The sequence below is a fragment of the Deferrisoma camini S3R1 genome (assembly GCF_000526155.1).
GTDB lineage: Bacteria > Desulfobacterota > Deferrisomatia > Deferrisomatales > Deferrisomataceae > Deferrisoma > Deferrisoma camini.
This window is the reverse complement of the sequence record NZ_JAFN01000001.1, coordinates 2,524,356-2,538,089: the sequence shown is the minus strand read 5'-3', so window position 1 is coordinate 2,538,089 and position 13,734 is coordinate 2,524,356. Positions and strand designations below refer to the sequence as shown.

Sequence of the window (13,734 nt, the reverse complement as noted above, 5' to 3'; positions counted from 1 at the left end):
CCCAGGAGGTGACCCATGCGCTTCGCGATCGCATCCACCGACGGCAAGAGCGTGGACGAGCACTTCGGCCGGGCCCGCCGATTCTGGATCTACGACCTGGAGGCCGGCGGCCCCCGGTTCGTGGCCGCCCGACCGGTGACCCCGCTTTCCACCGGCGCCCCCGACCACCCTTTCGACGAGGGGCGGTTCGTCGGCATCGCCGAGGTCCTCGAAGACTGCCGGCGGGTGTACTGCGCCCGGATCGGCGAGCGGCCGGCCGCCGAGTTGGCCGCCCGCGGCATCGAGGTGGTGGTGCAACCCGGCCCCCTTCCGGCGGCCCCCTGAACACGCCTCCTTCCCCCAAGCCAAGAGGAGACGACCATGGCATCCGAAGCCCCGCGGCCCGAAGACACCAAACGAGTGATAACCGAGGCCTACCCCTCCAAGGCGGCCCGCAAGCGCGCCAAGCAGATCGTGGTGAACGCCCCCCCCGACACGGAGGGGTTCCGGCCCCAGATCCTCTCCAACACCCGGACCACGCCCGGCGTGATCACCCAGCGGGGCTGCTCCTACGCCGGGTGCAAGGGGGTGATCCTCGGCCCGGTCCGGGACATCCTCACCATCACCCACGGCCCCGTGGGATGCGGGTTCTACAGCTGGCTCACCCGCCGGAACCAGACCCGGCCGCCCTCGGAGGACGCCCCCAACTACATGCCCTACGCCCTCATGACCGACATGCAGGAGAACGACATCGTGTTCGGGGGGGAGAAGAAGCTCCGGAAGGCCATCCGGGAGGCCTACGAGATCTTCCGGCCCAAGGCCATAGCCATCGCGGCCACCTGCCCGGTGGGCCTGATCGGCGACGACATCCACGCCGTGGCCCGCGACATGAAGGAGGAGCTCGGCATCAACGTGTTCGCCTTCAGCTGCGAGGGCTACAAGGGAGTGAGCCAGTCGGCCGGCCACCACATCGCCAACAACGGCATCTTCCAGCACGTGGTGGGCACCCAAGACGAGCCGCCGGAGGGCCGGTTCCGGATCAATCTGCTCGGGGAGTACAACATCGGGGGCGACGCGTTCGAGATCGAGCGGATCCTGGAGCGCTGCGGGATCACCTTGGTGTCCACGTTCAGCGGAAACGCCTCGTACGACCAGTTCGCCCGGGCCCACATGGCAGACCTGAATGCCGTCATGTGCCATCGCTCCATTAACTACATGGCGGAGATGACGGAGGAAAAGTACGGCATCCCCTGGATCAAGGTGAACTTCATCGGAGCCGAGGCCACGGCCAAGTCGCTGCGGAAGATCGCCCAGTACTTCGGCGTCCCGGAGCTCATCGACGGGGTGGAGCGGGTCATCGCCGAGGAGATGCCCGCGGTCCGAGCCGTAATCGACGAAATCCGCCCCCGCACCGGGGGCAAGACCGCCATGCTGTTCGTCGGCGGCTCGCGGGCCCACCACTACCAGGAGCTGTTCCGGGAGATCGGCATGCGCACCGTGGCGGCCGGGTACGAGTTCGGCCACCGGGACGACTACGAAGGCCGAAAGGTGCTGCCGTTCATCAAGGTCGACGCCGACAGCCGCAACATCGAGGAGCTCGATGTGGAGCCCGACCCCGAGCAGTACCGGCCCCGCAAGACCGCGGACGAGCTCGAGGCCCTTCGGGCCCAGGGCCTGGATTTCGGGGAGTACGAGGGGCTCATGGCCGACATGGAGGTGGGGAGCCTGGTCATCGACGACATCACCCACCATGAGACCGAGCGGCTCATCGAGCTCTACCGGCCCGACGTATTCTGCGCCGGCATCAAGGAGAAGTACGTGATCCAGAAGCACGGCATCCCGATGAAGCAGCTCCACAACTACGACTATCACGGCCCCTACGCCGGATTCCGCGGGGCGATCCGGTTCTACCGCGAGATCGATCGTATGGTGAACACCCGGATCTGGCGGCACGTGACCCCGCCGTGGGCCGAGAAACCCCAGCCCGAGGTCCTGCGCCAGGCGTCCTGATCCCCCGCTTCGTGCCAGATGAGGTGACCCATGTTGCTGCGACACACCCACAAAGAAATCCGAGACCGATCGGCCCTCACCACAAACCCCGCCAAGACCTGCCAGCCCGTGGGGGCGCTCTACGCCGCCCTCGGGGTGCACCGGTGCCTGCCCCACAGCCACGGGTCCCAGGGCTGTTGCGCCTACCACCGTAGCATGCTCACCCGCCACACCAAGGAGCCCGTGATGGCGGCCACGAGCTCGTTCACCGAGGGCGCCTCGGTGTTCGGGGGCATGGCCAACCTGACGCAGGCCATCGAGAACATCTTTGCACTCTACGACCCCGACGTGGTGGCCGTGCACACCACCTGCCTTTCCGAGGTGATCGGCGACGACATCCCCCAGATCGTCAAGAGCGCAACGGACGCGGGCAAGATCCCCGAGGGGAAGACCGTGATCCACGCCAACACCCCGAGCTTCGTGGGGTCACACATCACGGGGTTCGCCAACATGACCAAGGCCCTGGTGGAGTATTTTGCCGAGCCCGGCACGGTCCCGGCCGATCGCATCAACGTGATCCCCGGGTTCGTGGAACCCGCGGACATGGCCGAGCTCAAGCACCTGGCGGCCGAGATGGGCGTGGAGAGCCTCCTTTTCCCCGACACCTCGGGCGTTCTCGACGCCCCCATGACCGGCCGCCACGAGTTCTATCCGGAAGGGGGCGTGCGGGTGGAGGATCTGCGGACCGTGGGCGGCAGCCGAGCCACCCTGGCCCTCGGGGCTTGGGCCTCGGCCCCGGCCGCGGAGGCCCTGGAGAAAAAGGCCCAGGTCCCCTTCGAGGTGCTCGACACGCCCATCGGGCTTCTCGCCACCGACCGGTTCGTGGATGCCCTGCGGCGGGTCGGGAAGGTGGAGGTCACGGCCTCGGTCACCCGGGAGCGGGGCCGGCTCGTGGACCTGCTGGCCGACATGTCCCAGTACTTTTACGGTAAGAAGGTGGCCCTGGTCGGGGATCCCGATCCCCTCATCCCGCTCACGGAGTTCTGCCTCACCCTCGACATGAAGCCCGTGCACGTGGTCACAGGCACCCCGGGCAAACGGTTCGAGGAACGGGTGCGAGGACTCCTGGGGGAAGCCGGGGTCGAGGGCAACGTGGCCCAGGCGTCCGACATGTTCCACTTCCACCAGCTCATCAAGAACGAGCCGGTGGACCTCATCATCGGCAACACCTACTGCAAGTACATCGCCCGGGACGAAGGGATCCCCCTGGTGCGCCACGGGTTTCCGGTGCTCGACCGGGTCGGCCACCAATTCTTCCCCACCGTGGGGTACCGGGGCGCCATGCGGCTCGCTGAGAAGATCCTCGACGCGTTCCTCGACCGGATCGACCGGGAACCCGACGAGGCCGCGTTCGAGCTGGTCCTGTAGCCCCCATGCCGGCGGCCCGGAGCCTGCGGCCAGCCGGGTCGAACAACCTGGAATCGAGTAGGATTCCGGCCTTCTGGATTTCCATCCTTTTGGCCTTCCGGCCGAGACCACCCGAGAAGCGACCGGCAACCGAAAACCGTAGACCGCCGTTACCAGGAGACCCCATGGAAGCTGTTACCGTCCGCCCAGCCCGGCCTGACGATGTGCCGGCTCTGTGCCGGCTGCTGGAGCAACTTTTTCGTCTGGAGGCCGATTTCGCCTCCGACCCCGCGCGCCAAGCCCGCGGCCTGGCGTGGCTTCTGGCCGCAGATCCGCGCCGGGCGCAGGTCTTCGTGGCCGAGGCGGCGGGCCGGCCGGTGGGTATGGTGAGCGTGCAGGTTCTCATATCCACGGCCGAGGGCGGAGAAGTGGGCCTCCTGGAGGACCTGGTGGTGGACGAGGGATTCCGCGGCCGGGGGATCGGCGCGACGCTCCTGGAGGCTGCCGAGGCCTGGGCCCACGGCCGGGGCCTCCTTAGGCTCCAGCTCCTGGCCGACCGGGACAACGCCCCGGCCCTTCGGTTTTACCGGCACCGGCGTTGGCACCCCACCCGGCTCCTGGCGCTCCGCCGGGCCGGCTGGGCGGTCCGGCGTCGGGGCTGAACCCGTTTCCGCCTATCCCCCGAGGCGGATCAGGTTCCCCGCGGCCACCTCCAACCGGTCGCGGACCCGCGGGTCGAGCCGGCGGAGCCAGGGGCGGGGGACCGCGGCCGTGCCCCCGAGGCCGCCCGCGATCGCGCCTGCGATGGCGCCCGCCGTGTCGGCGTCGCCCCCCTGGTTCACCACCCCCACCAGGCACTCCTCGAACGACCCGGTCGTCCGGAGGAAGTAGAGCACGGTCCTGAGGGTGTCCACCACGTAAGGGCTCGACACCGGCCGCATGCCGGTGGCCCGAAACGCCGGATGCCTGCGGCCCAGGGCCCGGGCCACCCGGTCGACGGCCTCGAACCCAAGCCCGAGCACGGCCGCCCGCACCATGAGAGCCACCGCCGCCGACGCGGCGTCGGAAAGGGGGTGGTTGTGGGTGATGCGGGCCTGGCGTACGGCGCGGGTCCCCGCCGCAAGGGGGCTCGACAGCGAAGCAATCCCGGCGGCCGGGGCCCGCATGGCGCCCCCGTTTCCGGCGTCCCACTCTCCCGGGGGGGCTTGGAGGGTGCCCTCCACGAGGAGCCGCCGGATCCCTCGGGCGCAGGTGGCGCCCACGTCCACCGGCCGCGACCGGAGCCAGGCCACGAACCCCTGGGCGATCGCCTCAAGGTCCCAGCGCCCGGTTTCCGCCACGGCCTCGGCCAGGGCCAGAAGCATGCCGGTGTCGTCGGTGACCTGGCCAGGCCGCAGCCCGAGCCACCCTCCGCCCCGCAGGGTCCGATGCACTCCGTATCGATGCCGGATCTCCGCCGCGGTCATGAACTCGGTCGTGGCCCCCAGGGCGTCGCCCACTCCGAAGCCGAGCATCGCCGCCCGGGCCCGGTCGCACACCCCGGCCGTCACCACCACCGCACCTTTGCCTCCACCTGACCGCCCAGCGCCAGCACCTCCTCCTCCCCGGCCAGCAGGCTCGTGTGCAGCAGGCGGCCGTCGAACACGATCTTGCTCGTGGGAACGGTCACCTCCAGCACCCGGCTACCGAACTCCCAGGCCCGCTCCGCGTCACGGGTGAACGACACCAGGTTGTTGAGCCATACCACGACCCGGTCGCGGGCCGGGCGCGCCGTCACCTCGTGCTCCTCGAGGTCGTGGATGCCCCGGTACAGCTTGAGACCCCGCGGAGGCCCTGGGTACCGGCGCCGCACCTCGTCTTGGATGAACTCGAACAGGAGGTCGAGCTGCAGACGCAGGGCATTCGTCCTCCCCTCGCCCCGGGCCGCGGCGGTGCGGTAGCGCAGGTACGACGGGTCGTCAGTCCCCCGGATCGGGGCCCCGTGATGACAGGGCGGAAGCCCAAACCGGCTCTCGGCCCAGGCTTTCAGGACGGCGGCCTCCCGGGAGTTCGAGTCCACCATCCATCCGCGCAGGTACCGGAAGTAGCTGTTCCGCAGACTCGCGCGTCCGGATCCTTCGGGCTCGTCACGCCACTGGTGGAGGCGGAAGGCCACGTCCATGTACTCCCGGAACCGGCGGCTTCGGTCCTGGGGATCCCGGGTGCGCCGGAGCCACGCGAACAGCCGGCGGTGGGTGCGGCGGACCCCCTGGATGTGAACCGGCCGGGGGTGGCGTTGGAACGCCACCGAGGCGAGCACCGGGGGCGGCACGTTGCAGAGGTTGAACGAGGGGAGCGGGGGGGGCACGGGCACGGGAGCGCCCAAAAGGCCCCCGGCCACAAGGGCTGGGGGCCGTGGGCTGTGCAACCTGTTCAGAGGGAACGGGACACCGTGAACACGAGCCGACCGTCTGCGACGTCCTCGCCGAGGAAGTCAGGCTCGGTGGTGTTGTGGTAGCTGAGGTCGAGGTCCATTCCTTTGACCGATCCGGATATGCCCACCCGGTAATGCACGTAGTCGAATCCATCACCGCCGTCGAGCCCTCGACCGTGCCCGGTGGTCTGGTCGCCTTCCACCGTCTGCCACCCCACCTCGCCCGAAAGGGTCAGGCCATGGGGGAGGCCGAGGCTGGCGTCGGCGACGAGGTAATGGGCGGCCCCGTCCTCCCCGAAAAAGTCAGGCGAATATGAGTACCCGAGCCCCACCGACGGCGAGAGAGCCCCCCAGCCGGGCAGGGTGTAGCCGAGGCGGAGCGATGCCTCGTAATAGTTCATCTCCGGGTCGTCGTTGGATTTTGGGTATGCGTAATAGACGACCCCGACGTCATACGACACTCCAGAGATCTCCGACGCGAACCCGCCGTAGAGGTCCATCTCCACACCCCCCCCGAAGCTCACATTGGAGGCCCAGGTGCCGACGTACACACCGGCAGGGGCGGCGTAGTCGAGCCCGCCCTGGACGGCCCAGTTGGAGTCCGTTTGGGAGACGCCGCGGAACACGTAGTCCGAAGTGTACGCCACGTTGCCCGTGAAGTTGGCGGGCGCCAGCCAGTCCTCCACGTCGGCCGCGGTGGCAGGCGCGGTGATGAGCGCGGCGACGAGAGCAGCCGCAATGACGGGGTTCGTGCTCATGGGGTGCCCCTTTCGCTGGAGACGGAGAAAACGTCCATCGGGTTCAGGATCAGACTTCGGAGGAGGCCAGTTTTCCGGCCGCGCCCAGACGCGCTTCGGAGCCGTCGTTGGGTCCAGAGCCTGCTGAGCCGATCACGGTGGGAAAGAGGAACTCGGGGTACGCGCTCAGGCCGTGCTCGGACAGGTCGCAGCCCGTTAGCTCCTCCTCCGCGCTCAGACGCACCCCCATCACCGCCTTGAGGATCCGGAAGAGCACGAAGCTGGAGCCGAAGGCCCACACGAAGGCCACGGCGATCCCGAGGACCTGCACCCCCACCACGCTCCAGGAGAACCCCGCCGAGTTGAACAGGCCTGCCGCCAGCGTGCCCCAGGCGCCGCACACGCCGTGCACCGACACCGCGCCCACGGGGTCGTCCACCCCCACCTTGTCGAAGAGCACCACCGACTCGGTCACGAGCACCCCGGCCACGAGCCCGATCACGATGGCCGACAGGGGGCTGACATTGGCGCAGCCAGCCGTGATGCCCACGAGCCCGGCCAGACAGCCGTTCAGGGTCATGCCCACGTCAGGTTTCCCGAACCGAACCCACGTGTAGTAGATGGTCGAGACGAGCCCCGCCGCACCCGCCAGGGCCGTGGTCACCGCGATCAGGGCGATGGAGGTGTCGCCCGCGGTGGTGGACCCCGGGTTGAACCCGAACCACCCGAAGAAGAGGATCAGCACGCCCAGGGCTGCCAGCGGAATGGAGTGGCCCGGGATGGCCTGGGGTTTACCGTTCTTGTACTTGCCGATCCGGGGCCCCACCACGATGGCGCCGGCAAGGGCCGCCCAGCCGCCAACGGAGTGGACCACCGTGGAGCCCGCAAAGTCGATGAACCCCAGCCCCTCGAGCCAGCCGCCACCTTTGTACAAGCTGCCCCAGGCCCAACTGCCGAACACCGGGTAGACGATCGCGGTCATGAGGGCGCTGAACACGAGGTACCCGCTGAACTTCATCCGTTCCGCCACGGCGCCCGACACGATGGTGGCGGCGGTGGCCGCAAACACCACCTGGAACATGAAAAAGGCATACACCCACGGGTCCCCATCCACGGCGAAATCGCGGAGCATGAACCCAGAGGTCCCGATCCAGCCGTTCGACAGCCCGAACATGAGCCCGAACCCGACGAAGAAGAAGGCGAGCGCTCCCATCCCGAAGTCCATGAAGTTCTTCATCAGGATGTTGCACACGTTCTTGGCCCGGGTGAACCCGGCCTCCACCATGGCGAACCCCGCTTGCATGAAGAACACGAGGAAGGCGGCCACCAGGGTCCACACGTAGTTGAGATGGGTCTGCACCACATCGGCGGTGAGGGGCTCGTCGGCTGCCCACGCCGCCCCGGTGAGAACGAGGGCGAAAAGCCCTGCGGAGGAAAGCCTTCGGATCGCGTGTTTCATCGTACCGTCTCCTTTGCTGGTTGGGGTCCTTGTCGCGGCGGCGACACCGAGGGCCCCGTGCCAGAGGCGTGCCAGCCGGTCCGTCTTGGAGAGGTATACGGTGTAACACATTGAGATGTCTTTGGTTTTCTTCTCTCGGAGAGGAGGGCGGGGTGGGGGATCGTGAGACAAAATCGGACCGTTGAGTGTCGTATCAGACAAAAATGTAGCGCTGCGTTTCTTTGGGACAATTGTGTTTTTTACGGAGATTCCCCGTTTCGCCTCGTTCCGCCAGGGAGGTGGGCCGAGGCCGTGCCGGCCTGGCACGGTTCGTGTAAGGAGTGGGGAACGAGCGGCAGAAGGCCCTGTGCGTGGCGGCGGCGACCGGGCCCTCGACCGCTCGAACCCATCGGTGACGAAACGAACGAGGAGAGGAGATCGGTCCCATGCGAAAGATCGAGGCGATTTTCAAACCCTTCCGGCTCGATGCCGTGAAAGATGCCCTCCACGACCTCGGGGTGCGGGGGATCACCGTGACCGAGGTCCGGGGGTTTGGCCGACAGAAGGGGCACTCGGAGCTCTACCGTGGTGCAGAGTACACGGTGGACTTCGTGCCGAAGGTGAAGGTGGAGGTGGTGGTGGAGGAGCCCATGGCCGCAGCCGTGGCCGACGCCATCGTGGCCGCGGCCCGCACCGGCAAGATCGGTGATGGCAAGGTGTTCGTGAGCCCGGTGCACGACGCGATCCGCATCCGCACCGGAGAGCGGGGGAGGGCCGCCCTCTGAGGCGGGGTGCGGTTGTCGAACCGACAGCAAGCGTGGTGCGCCTTTTCGACGCCGGGACAGGGGACCTGCTTCCGCCCGGGCGCGAGACTCGCCGCGCCCGGTACCCCGGCAGGCTTCATGCCCCCCAGAGCGCGTCTGTTCAGGCGCCAGGTTGACAGACGACGAAGGCCCCGCCGTGGCGGGGCCTTCGTTCGAGGGCTCGGTTGTGGGCGGGAACCGGCTACTCGCCCAGGGCTTTCCGGTTCTTTTCGAGGAGTTCCCCGCCCACGGGGTAGAACCCTTGCTCCTCCGCGATCCTCTGGCCGGCTTCCGACAGCTCGAACTTCAGGAGCTCGGCCACCACGCCGCGGGGGGTGCCGTTGGTGTACTGGTACAGGGCCCGGGCCAAGGGGTAGCGGCCGGCCTTCACGGCCTCCCGATCCAGGGGGCTCAGGGCCTCTCCCGAGGCGGTCTTGATCTTGAGGGGCTTGATGCCCTTGCGGACGTTGCCGTGCTCGTCCACCACGTAGCCGATGCCCACGTAGCCCACCGCCGAAGCGTCCCGGGCCACGGCCTCCAGGATCTGGGCGTTTCCGTTCATGCGGTTCATGGTCTGGGCGTAGTCCCGGTTGCCCAGCACGTGCTCCTGGAAGAACACGTAGGTGCCCGAGTTGGACTGCCGGCCGTACAGGGTCACCGGCCGGTCGGGGCCGCCCAGGGCCTTCCAGTTCTTGAGCTCGCCCCGGAACAGCCGCCCCACCTCGTCCACGGTGAGGGCGTCGATGGGGTTCTGGTCGCTTACGATGACGCACAGGCCGTCCACCGCCACGGCGAACTCCACGGGCTCCACCCCGTTCTTCCGGGCCAGCTCGATCTCCTTGGGCTTGATCCGACGCGAGGCGTCCGCGATGTCGGCCCGACCGTCGATGAGGGCCGCGATGCCGGTGCCGGAGCCGCCGCCGGTCACGGCCACGAACTGACCGGTCTCGTCCAGGAACGCCTCGGCCCAGGCCTGGGCCAGGTTCACCAGGGTGTCGGATCCTTTGACCTGGACCATCTTACGCCCCGCCAGGGCAGGGCCGGCCACGGCCACGGCGGTGAGGGTGAGCAGGGCTGTGAGGGTGCGCATGGGGCTCGTCTCCTTTCCTCTTCGGATGGGGTTTGTTCGTCTTCCACGGTGGCCATGGTACCCGGCCGATGTTACGGCCGGGTTACGAAACGATGACGGGTTCGTGAAGATCGCCAGACGCCCAGCGGGCCGGGGATGTCATCGTTTCGCAACACGGTCGTAACCTTCCCGTAACATTCCCTTGGTACACTCCCGCCCGGCGATTCACCAGGCCCCATGCCCTTGCGGATTCGGCGGCCGCAAACATCGCGTAAGCGTCGGCCCGAGCGTTGCGTGGAGGGCATGGGGCCTACCTCCGGCCGGGCGCGAAGCCGCGCGTTGAGATTCGCCGCGCAGGCACAAGACACGGGAGTTGGTTTCATCACGGCGGTGGGGAATGGGTACCCTTTCGCGGTCCGGACGCCGGAGGCACTGCGCGGCGAACATAGGAGCCGCGCCCGGCTCTCCGGTAGACCCCATGCCCACCAGACTTTGGCGTAACCCTGCGCAACTGCTGGGAGATGAAAGAGGTTTTCAGGCTTCCAGCTTCCCAGCTTTCTAGCGTTCTAGCCTTTGACCCTTCCAGCGGGCTGAAGGCCCAATCGACCAACGACCAACGACCGAGATCCGCATGAGAGATTCGATGACCGTGACCCGTCGCCGCTTCCGGGCGGGGGAACGCCTGATGGAAGGGGTTCTCGCCCTGTGCGGGTACACCTCGGTCCTCGTGCTGGCCGGGATCTTCGTGCTGCTCCTGTGGCAGGGCGCCCGGGCCTTCCGCGAGGTCCCGATCTGGGAGTTCCTCACCACGGCCCGGTGGGACCCCACGAGCCCGGAGGGGGCGAGGTACGGCATCGGCTCCATGGTGGCCTCCACCTTTCTGGTCACCCTCGGGGCGATGGCGTTCACCGTGCCCCTGGGGATCGGGGTGGCCGCGTACCTGTCGGAGTTCGCGCCCGCGCGGGTCCGCGAGGTGCTCAAGCCGGCCGTGGAGATGCTGGCCGCGATTCCCAGCGTGGTGGTGGGGTTCATCGGCATCGTGGTGGTGGGGCCGGCGATCGCGCGGCTGTTCGGGCTGCCCAACGGGCTCACCGCCCTGAATGGGGCCGTGCTGCTCACGGTCATGGCCCTGCCCACGGCGGTGAGCCTGTCCGAGGACGCCCTGCGGGCGGTGCCCCGGGACCACCGTCTGGCCAGCCTGGCCCTGGGGGCCAACCCCTGGGAGACCCTGGTCAAGGTCACCCTGTCCGCCGCGGCCCCCGGCATTCTGGCGGCGATGATGCTCGCCATGGGCCGGGCCATCGGCGAGACCATGACCGTGCTCATGGCCACGGGCAACGCGCCGGCGTTCCCCTCGGGGCTCCTGTCGCCGGTGCGGACCATGACGGCCACCATCGCCATCGAGCTCGGCGAGGTGCCCCACGGCACGGCCCACTACTTCGCCCTGTTCGCGGTGGGGTTCGCCCTGTTCGTGATCTCGTTCGCCGTGAACTGGGTGGCCGACGGGTTCATCCGGCGGGGGAGGAGGGCCCAGTGAGAGCGAAGCGGATCTGGTCGGCCCTGGGGCGGTCGTGGCTGGTGCTGAGCACGGTGCTGGTGGTGGCCGTGCTGGTGCTCTTTCTGGTGCACATCGCCCGCCAGGGCTGGCAGGTGATGGGGTGGGAGTTCCTCACCGACCGGCCCCGCAAGGGCATGACCCAAGGCGGCATCTTCCCGGCCATCGCGGGCACGGCCCTGGTGAGCCTGCTCACCGTGGTCTTCTCGCTGCCCTTGGGGGTGGGAGCGGCCATCTACCTGACGGAGTACGCCCCGGACAACCGGACCACCCGCTGGATCCGGCTGGCCATCCGGAACCTCTCGGGCGTGCCCAGCATCGTGTACGGGCTGTTCGGCGTGGTGCTGTTCGTGGATCTGCTGGGGCTGGGCACCAGCCTCCTGTCGGCCGGGCTCACCCTGGGGCTGCTGACCCTGCCGTGGATCATCACCGCCAGCGAGGAGGCCCTGAAGAGCGTGCCCCGGGCCTACCGGGACGGCGCCCTGGCCCTGGGCGCCACCCGGTGGCAGGCCGTGCGCACGGTGGTGCTGCCGCCGGCCCTCCCCGGCATCCTCACGGGCGCGATCCTGGGGCTCAGCCGGGCCGCCGGCGAGACCGCGCCGATCCTGTTCACCGGGGTGGCGTTCTTCTTGCCGTTCGCGCCCACGAGCCTCTCCGATCAGTTCATGGCCCTGCCCTATCACCTCTACATCCTGTCCACCCAGCACCACTCCCTGGAGAAGGTCCGGCCCATCGCCTACGGCACGGCCCTGGTGCTGGTGGGGCTCGTGTTCACCCTGAACCTCACGGCGTTCGCCGTGCGAAGCCGCATGCGCCGCCGGCTCGAGACGGCCCGGTAGCGCCGCAGAGGCACGATTCATGGACGAACCGGTACGCATCGATTGCCAGAACGTCGAGGTGTGGTACGGCTCGAAGCAGGCCCTCCACGGCATCTCGATCCGGATCCCGTCGAACCGGGTCACGGCCCTCATCGGGCCGTCCGGGTGCGGCAAGAGCACGTTCCTGCGGTGCCTGAACCGGATGAACGATCTGGTGCCGGGCGCCCGCACCCGCGGCAGCATCTTGCTGGACGGGGAGGACATCCTCTCCCCTGCCACCGACGTGGTGGACCTGCGCCGCCGGGTGGGCATGGTGTTCCAGCGGTGGAACCCCTTTCCCAAGTCCATCTTCGACAACGTGGCCTACGGGCCGCGCATCCACGGCATCCGGGACAAGGCCCGCCTGGCCGAGATCGTGGAGGACGCCCTCCGGAAGGCCTCGCTGTGGGACGAGGTGAAGGACCGGCTCCGGTCGTCCGCCCTGGAGCTCTCGGGGGGCCAGCAGCAGCGGCTGTGCATCGCTCGGGCCCTGGCCGTGGAGCCGGAGGTGCTCCTCATGGACGAGCCGGCCAGCGCCCTCGACCCCATCTCCACGGCCCGCCTCGAGGACCTGATCGGCGAGCTCAAGGAGCGCTACACCATCGTGATCGTCACCCACAACATGCAGCAGGCGGCGCGGGTCTCCGATTACACGGGCTTTTTTTACATGGGTCGGCTCGTGGAGTACGATCGAACCCAGACGATCTTCACCTCCCCCGCCCAGGAGCAGACCGAGGCCTACATCACCGGCCGGTTCGGATGATTCGGGCCCCCTCCGGAGTCGGATCATGAAACCCCACACGAGCAAGGCGTTCGAGTCGGAGCTGGAGCGGCTCCAGCAGCAGATCCTGCGCATGGGTGCGCTGGTGGAGAAGGCCATCGAGGACGCCATGGCCTCCCTGGTGGAGCGGGACGGCGAGCGGGCCCAGGGGGTGATCGCCCGGGACCACGAGATCAACCGGTACGAGGTGGAGATCGACGAGCGGTGCATCGAGCTGCTGGCCCTGCGGCAGCCCGCGGCCACGGACCTCAGGCTGATCATCACCGGGCTGAAGATCTCCACCGACCTGGAACGGATCGGGGATCTGGCGGTGAACATGAGCGAGCGGGTCCTGGAGCTGGTGGATCAGCCGCCGCTCAAGCCCCTGATCGACCTGCCCCGGATGGCGGACGCCGCCCGCGACATGGTTCGGCGCAGCCTGGACGCGTACGTGCAGCGCGACGCCGCCGCCGCCAAGGCGGTGTGCGAGAGCGACGACGTGGTGGACCGCCTGAACGACCAGATCTTCCGGGAGCTGCTGACCTACATGATGGAGAACCCGGCCAACATCTCCCGAGCCCTGGGGCTGATCCTGATCGCCCGGTACCTGGAGCGGATCGCCGACCACGCCACCAACATCTCGGAGATGGTGATCTACCTGGTCAAGGGCAAGGACATCCGGCACACCCACGTGCCGGGAGGGGAGGGCGGCTGATCCGCCTCGAAG

14 protein-coding genes are annotated in these 13,734 nt (G+C 68.4%); 9 read left to right on the top strand and 5 right to left on the bottom strand.

The window, feature by feature from the left end; translation table 11 throughout:
* Window positions 1-15 precede the first annotated feature (15 nt).
* The 4 genes from DEFCA_RS0111145 (at window position 16) to DEFCA_RS0111130 (ending at window position 4,037) form a co-directional block, all read left to right on the top strand.
* A complete protein-coding gene (locus tag DEFCA_RS0111145) occupies window positions 16-324 on the top strand; it encodes a NifB/NifX family molybdenum-iron cluster-binding protein (protein ID WP_025323099.1) in 309 nt (102 codons plus the stop codon).
* Window positions 325-360: 36 nt separating this feature from the next.
* Window positions 361-1,989 carry a nitrogenase molybdenum-iron protein alpha chain gene (gene nifD, locus DEFCA_RS0111140; protein ID WP_025323098.1) on the top strand — a complete coding sequence of 543 codons (1,629 nt, stop codon included), beginning with the start codon at window positions 361-363 and terminating at the stop codon, window positions 1,987-1,989.
* A 30-nt stretch (window positions 1,990-2,019) separates the two neighbouring features.
* A complete protein-coding gene (nifK, locus tag DEFCA_RS0111135; RefSeq protein WP_025323097.1) occupies window positions 2,020-3,396 on the top strand; it encodes a nitrogenase molybdenum-iron protein subunit beta in 1,377 nt (458 codons plus the stop codon).
* 164 nt (window positions 3,397-3,560) lie between these two features.
* Window positions 3,561-4,037: a GNAT family N-acetyltransferase gene (locus DEFCA_RS0111130; protein ID WP_025323096.1), complete on the top strand. Its 477-nt coding sequence runs from the start codon at window positions 3,561-3,563 to the stop codon at window positions 4,035-4,037.
* A 12-nt stretch (window positions 4,038-4,049) separates the two neighbouring features.
* On the opposite strand, the gene draG is transcribed toward DEFCA_RS0111130, so the two are convergent.
* The 4 genes from draG to DEFCA_RS0111110 are packed head-to-tail and all read right to left on the bottom strand — an operon-like array spanning window position 4,050 to window position 7,984.
* Window positions 4,050-4,931: an ADP-ribosyl-[dinitrogen reductase] hydrolase gene (gene draG, locus DEFCA_RS0111125; RefSeq protein ID WP_025323095.1), complete on the bottom strand. Its 882-nt coding sequence runs from the start codon at window positions 4,929-4,931 to the stop codon at window positions 4,050-4,052.
* Window positions 4,922-5,728, bottom strand: coding sequence for an NAD(+)--dinitrogen-reductase ADP-D-ribosyltransferase (locus DEFCA_RS0111120; protein WP_245693465.1), 807 nt, complete (start codon window positions 5,726-5,728; stop codon window positions 4,922-4,924). Before DEFCA_RS0111120 ends, draG begins: the two co-directional genes overlap by 10 nt.
* A 59-nt stretch (window positions 5,729-5,787) precedes the next feature.
* Entirely contained in the window at window positions 5,788-6,546 is a 759-nt protein-coding gene (locus DEFCA_RS0111115) for a TorF family putative porin (RefSeq protein ID WP_025323093.1), read from the bottom strand.
* A 49-nt stretch (window positions 6,547-6,595) separates the two neighbouring features.
* A complete protein-coding gene (locus DEFCA_RS0111110) occupies window positions 6,596-7,984 on the bottom strand; it encodes an ammonium transporter (RefSeq protein ID WP_025323092.1) in 1,389 nt (462 codons plus the stop codon).
* A 425-nt stretch (window positions 7,985-8,409) separates the two neighbouring features.
* Here DEFCA_RS0111110 and DEFCA_RS0111105 point away from each other — a divergent pair, with 425 nt between their 5' ends.
* Complete coding sequence (locus DEFCA_RS0111105; RefSeq protein ID WP_025323091.1) at window positions 8,410-8,748, top strand: P-II family nitrogen regulator; 339 nt, start codon at window positions 8,410-8,412, stop codon at window positions 8,746-8,748.
* Between the two features lie 220 nt (window positions 8,749-8,968).
* Here DEFCA_RS0111105 and DEFCA_RS0111100 read toward each other — a convergent pair whose 3' ends face one another.
* On the bottom strand, window positions 8,969-9,856 hold the full coding sequence (locus DEFCA_RS0111100; RefSeq protein ID WP_025323090.1) for a PstS family phosphate ABC transporter substrate-binding protein: 888 nt from the start codon (window positions 9,854-9,856) through the stop codon (window positions 8,969-8,971).
* A gap of 610 nt (window positions 9,857-10,466) precedes the next feature.
* On the opposite strand from DEFCA_RS0111100, the gene pstC reads away from it, so the two are divergent.
* The 4 genes from pstC to phoU are packed head-to-tail and all read left to right on the top strand — an operon-like array spanning window position 10,467 to window position 13,722.
* Window positions 10,467-11,372, top strand: coding sequence for a phosphate ABC transporter permease subunit PstC (gene pstC / locus DEFCA_RS0111095; RefSeq protein ID WP_029733938.1), 906 nt, complete (start codon window positions 10,467-10,469; stop codon window positions 11,370-11,372).
* Window positions 11,369-12,229 (top strand): phosphate ABC transporter permease PstA, encoded by an 861-nt coding sequence (gene pstA / locus DEFCA_RS0111090; RefSeq protein WP_025323088.1) that lies wholly within the window; start codon window positions 11,369-11,371, stop codon window positions 12,227-12,229. The genes pstC and pstA overlap by 4 nt, the downstream gene beginning before the upstream one ends.
* A gap of 19 nt (window positions 12,230-12,248) precedes the next feature.
* The gene (pstB, locus tag DEFCA_RS0111085) at window positions 12,249-13,010 is read left to right on the top strand and encodes a phosphate ABC transporter ATP-binding protein PstB (RefSeq protein ID WP_025323087.1); all 762 of its coding nucleotides are present in this window, start codon (window positions 12,249-12,251) and stop codon (window positions 13,008-13,010) included.
* 25 nt (window positions 13,011-13,035) lie between these two features.
* A complete protein-coding gene (gene phoU / locus DEFCA_RS0111080; RefSeq protein WP_281173764.1) occupies window positions 13,036-13,722 on the top strand; it encodes a phosphate signaling complex protein PhoU in 687 nt (228 codons plus the stop codon).
* Window positions 13,723-13,734 lie beyond the last annotated feature (12 nt).

Coding starts and splice junctions, on each gene's coding strand:
- phoU (WP_281173764.1), top strand. CDS start 13,036: ATGAAACCCCACACGAGCAAGGCGTTCGAGTCGGAGCTGGAGCGGCTC.
- pstC (WP_029733938.1), top strand. CDS start 10,467: ATGAGAGATTCGATGACCGTGACCCGTCGCCGCTTCCGGGCGGGGGAA.
- nifK (WP_025323097.1), top strand. CDS start 2,020: ATGTTGCTGCGACACACCCACAAAGAAATCCGAGACCGATCGGCCCTC.
- DEFCA_RS0111130 (WP_025323096.1), top strand. CDS start 3,561: ATGGAAGCTGTTACCGTCCGCCCAGCCCGGCCTGACGATGTGCCGGCT.
- DEFCA_RS0111100 (WP_025323090.1), bottom strand. CDS start 9,856: ATGCGCACCCTCACAGCCCTGCTCACCCTCACCGCCGTGGCCGTGGCC.
- DEFCA_RS0111145 (WP_025323099.1), top strand. CDS start 16: ATGCGCTTCGCGATCGCATCCACCGACGGCAAGAGCGTGGACGAGCAC.
- pstB (WP_025323087.1), top strand. CDS start 12,249: ATGGACGAACCGGTACGCATCGATTGCCAGAACGTCGAGGTGTGGTAC.
- DEFCA_RS0111105 (WP_025323091.1), top strand. CDS start 8,410: ATGCGAAAGATCGAGGCGATTTTCAAACCCTTCCGGCTCGATGCCGTG.
- nifD (WP_025323098.1), top strand. CDS start 361: ATGGCATCCGAAGCCCCGCGGCCCGAAGACACCAAACGAGTGATAACC.
- DEFCA_RS0111115 (WP_025323093.1), bottom strand. CDS start 6,546: ATGAGCACGAACCCCGTCATTGCGGCTGCTCTCGTCGCCGCGCTCATC.
- DEFCA_RS0111110 (WP_025323092.1), bottom strand. CDS start 7,984: ATGAAACACGCGATCCGAAGGCTTTCCTCCGCAGGGCTTTTCGCCCTC.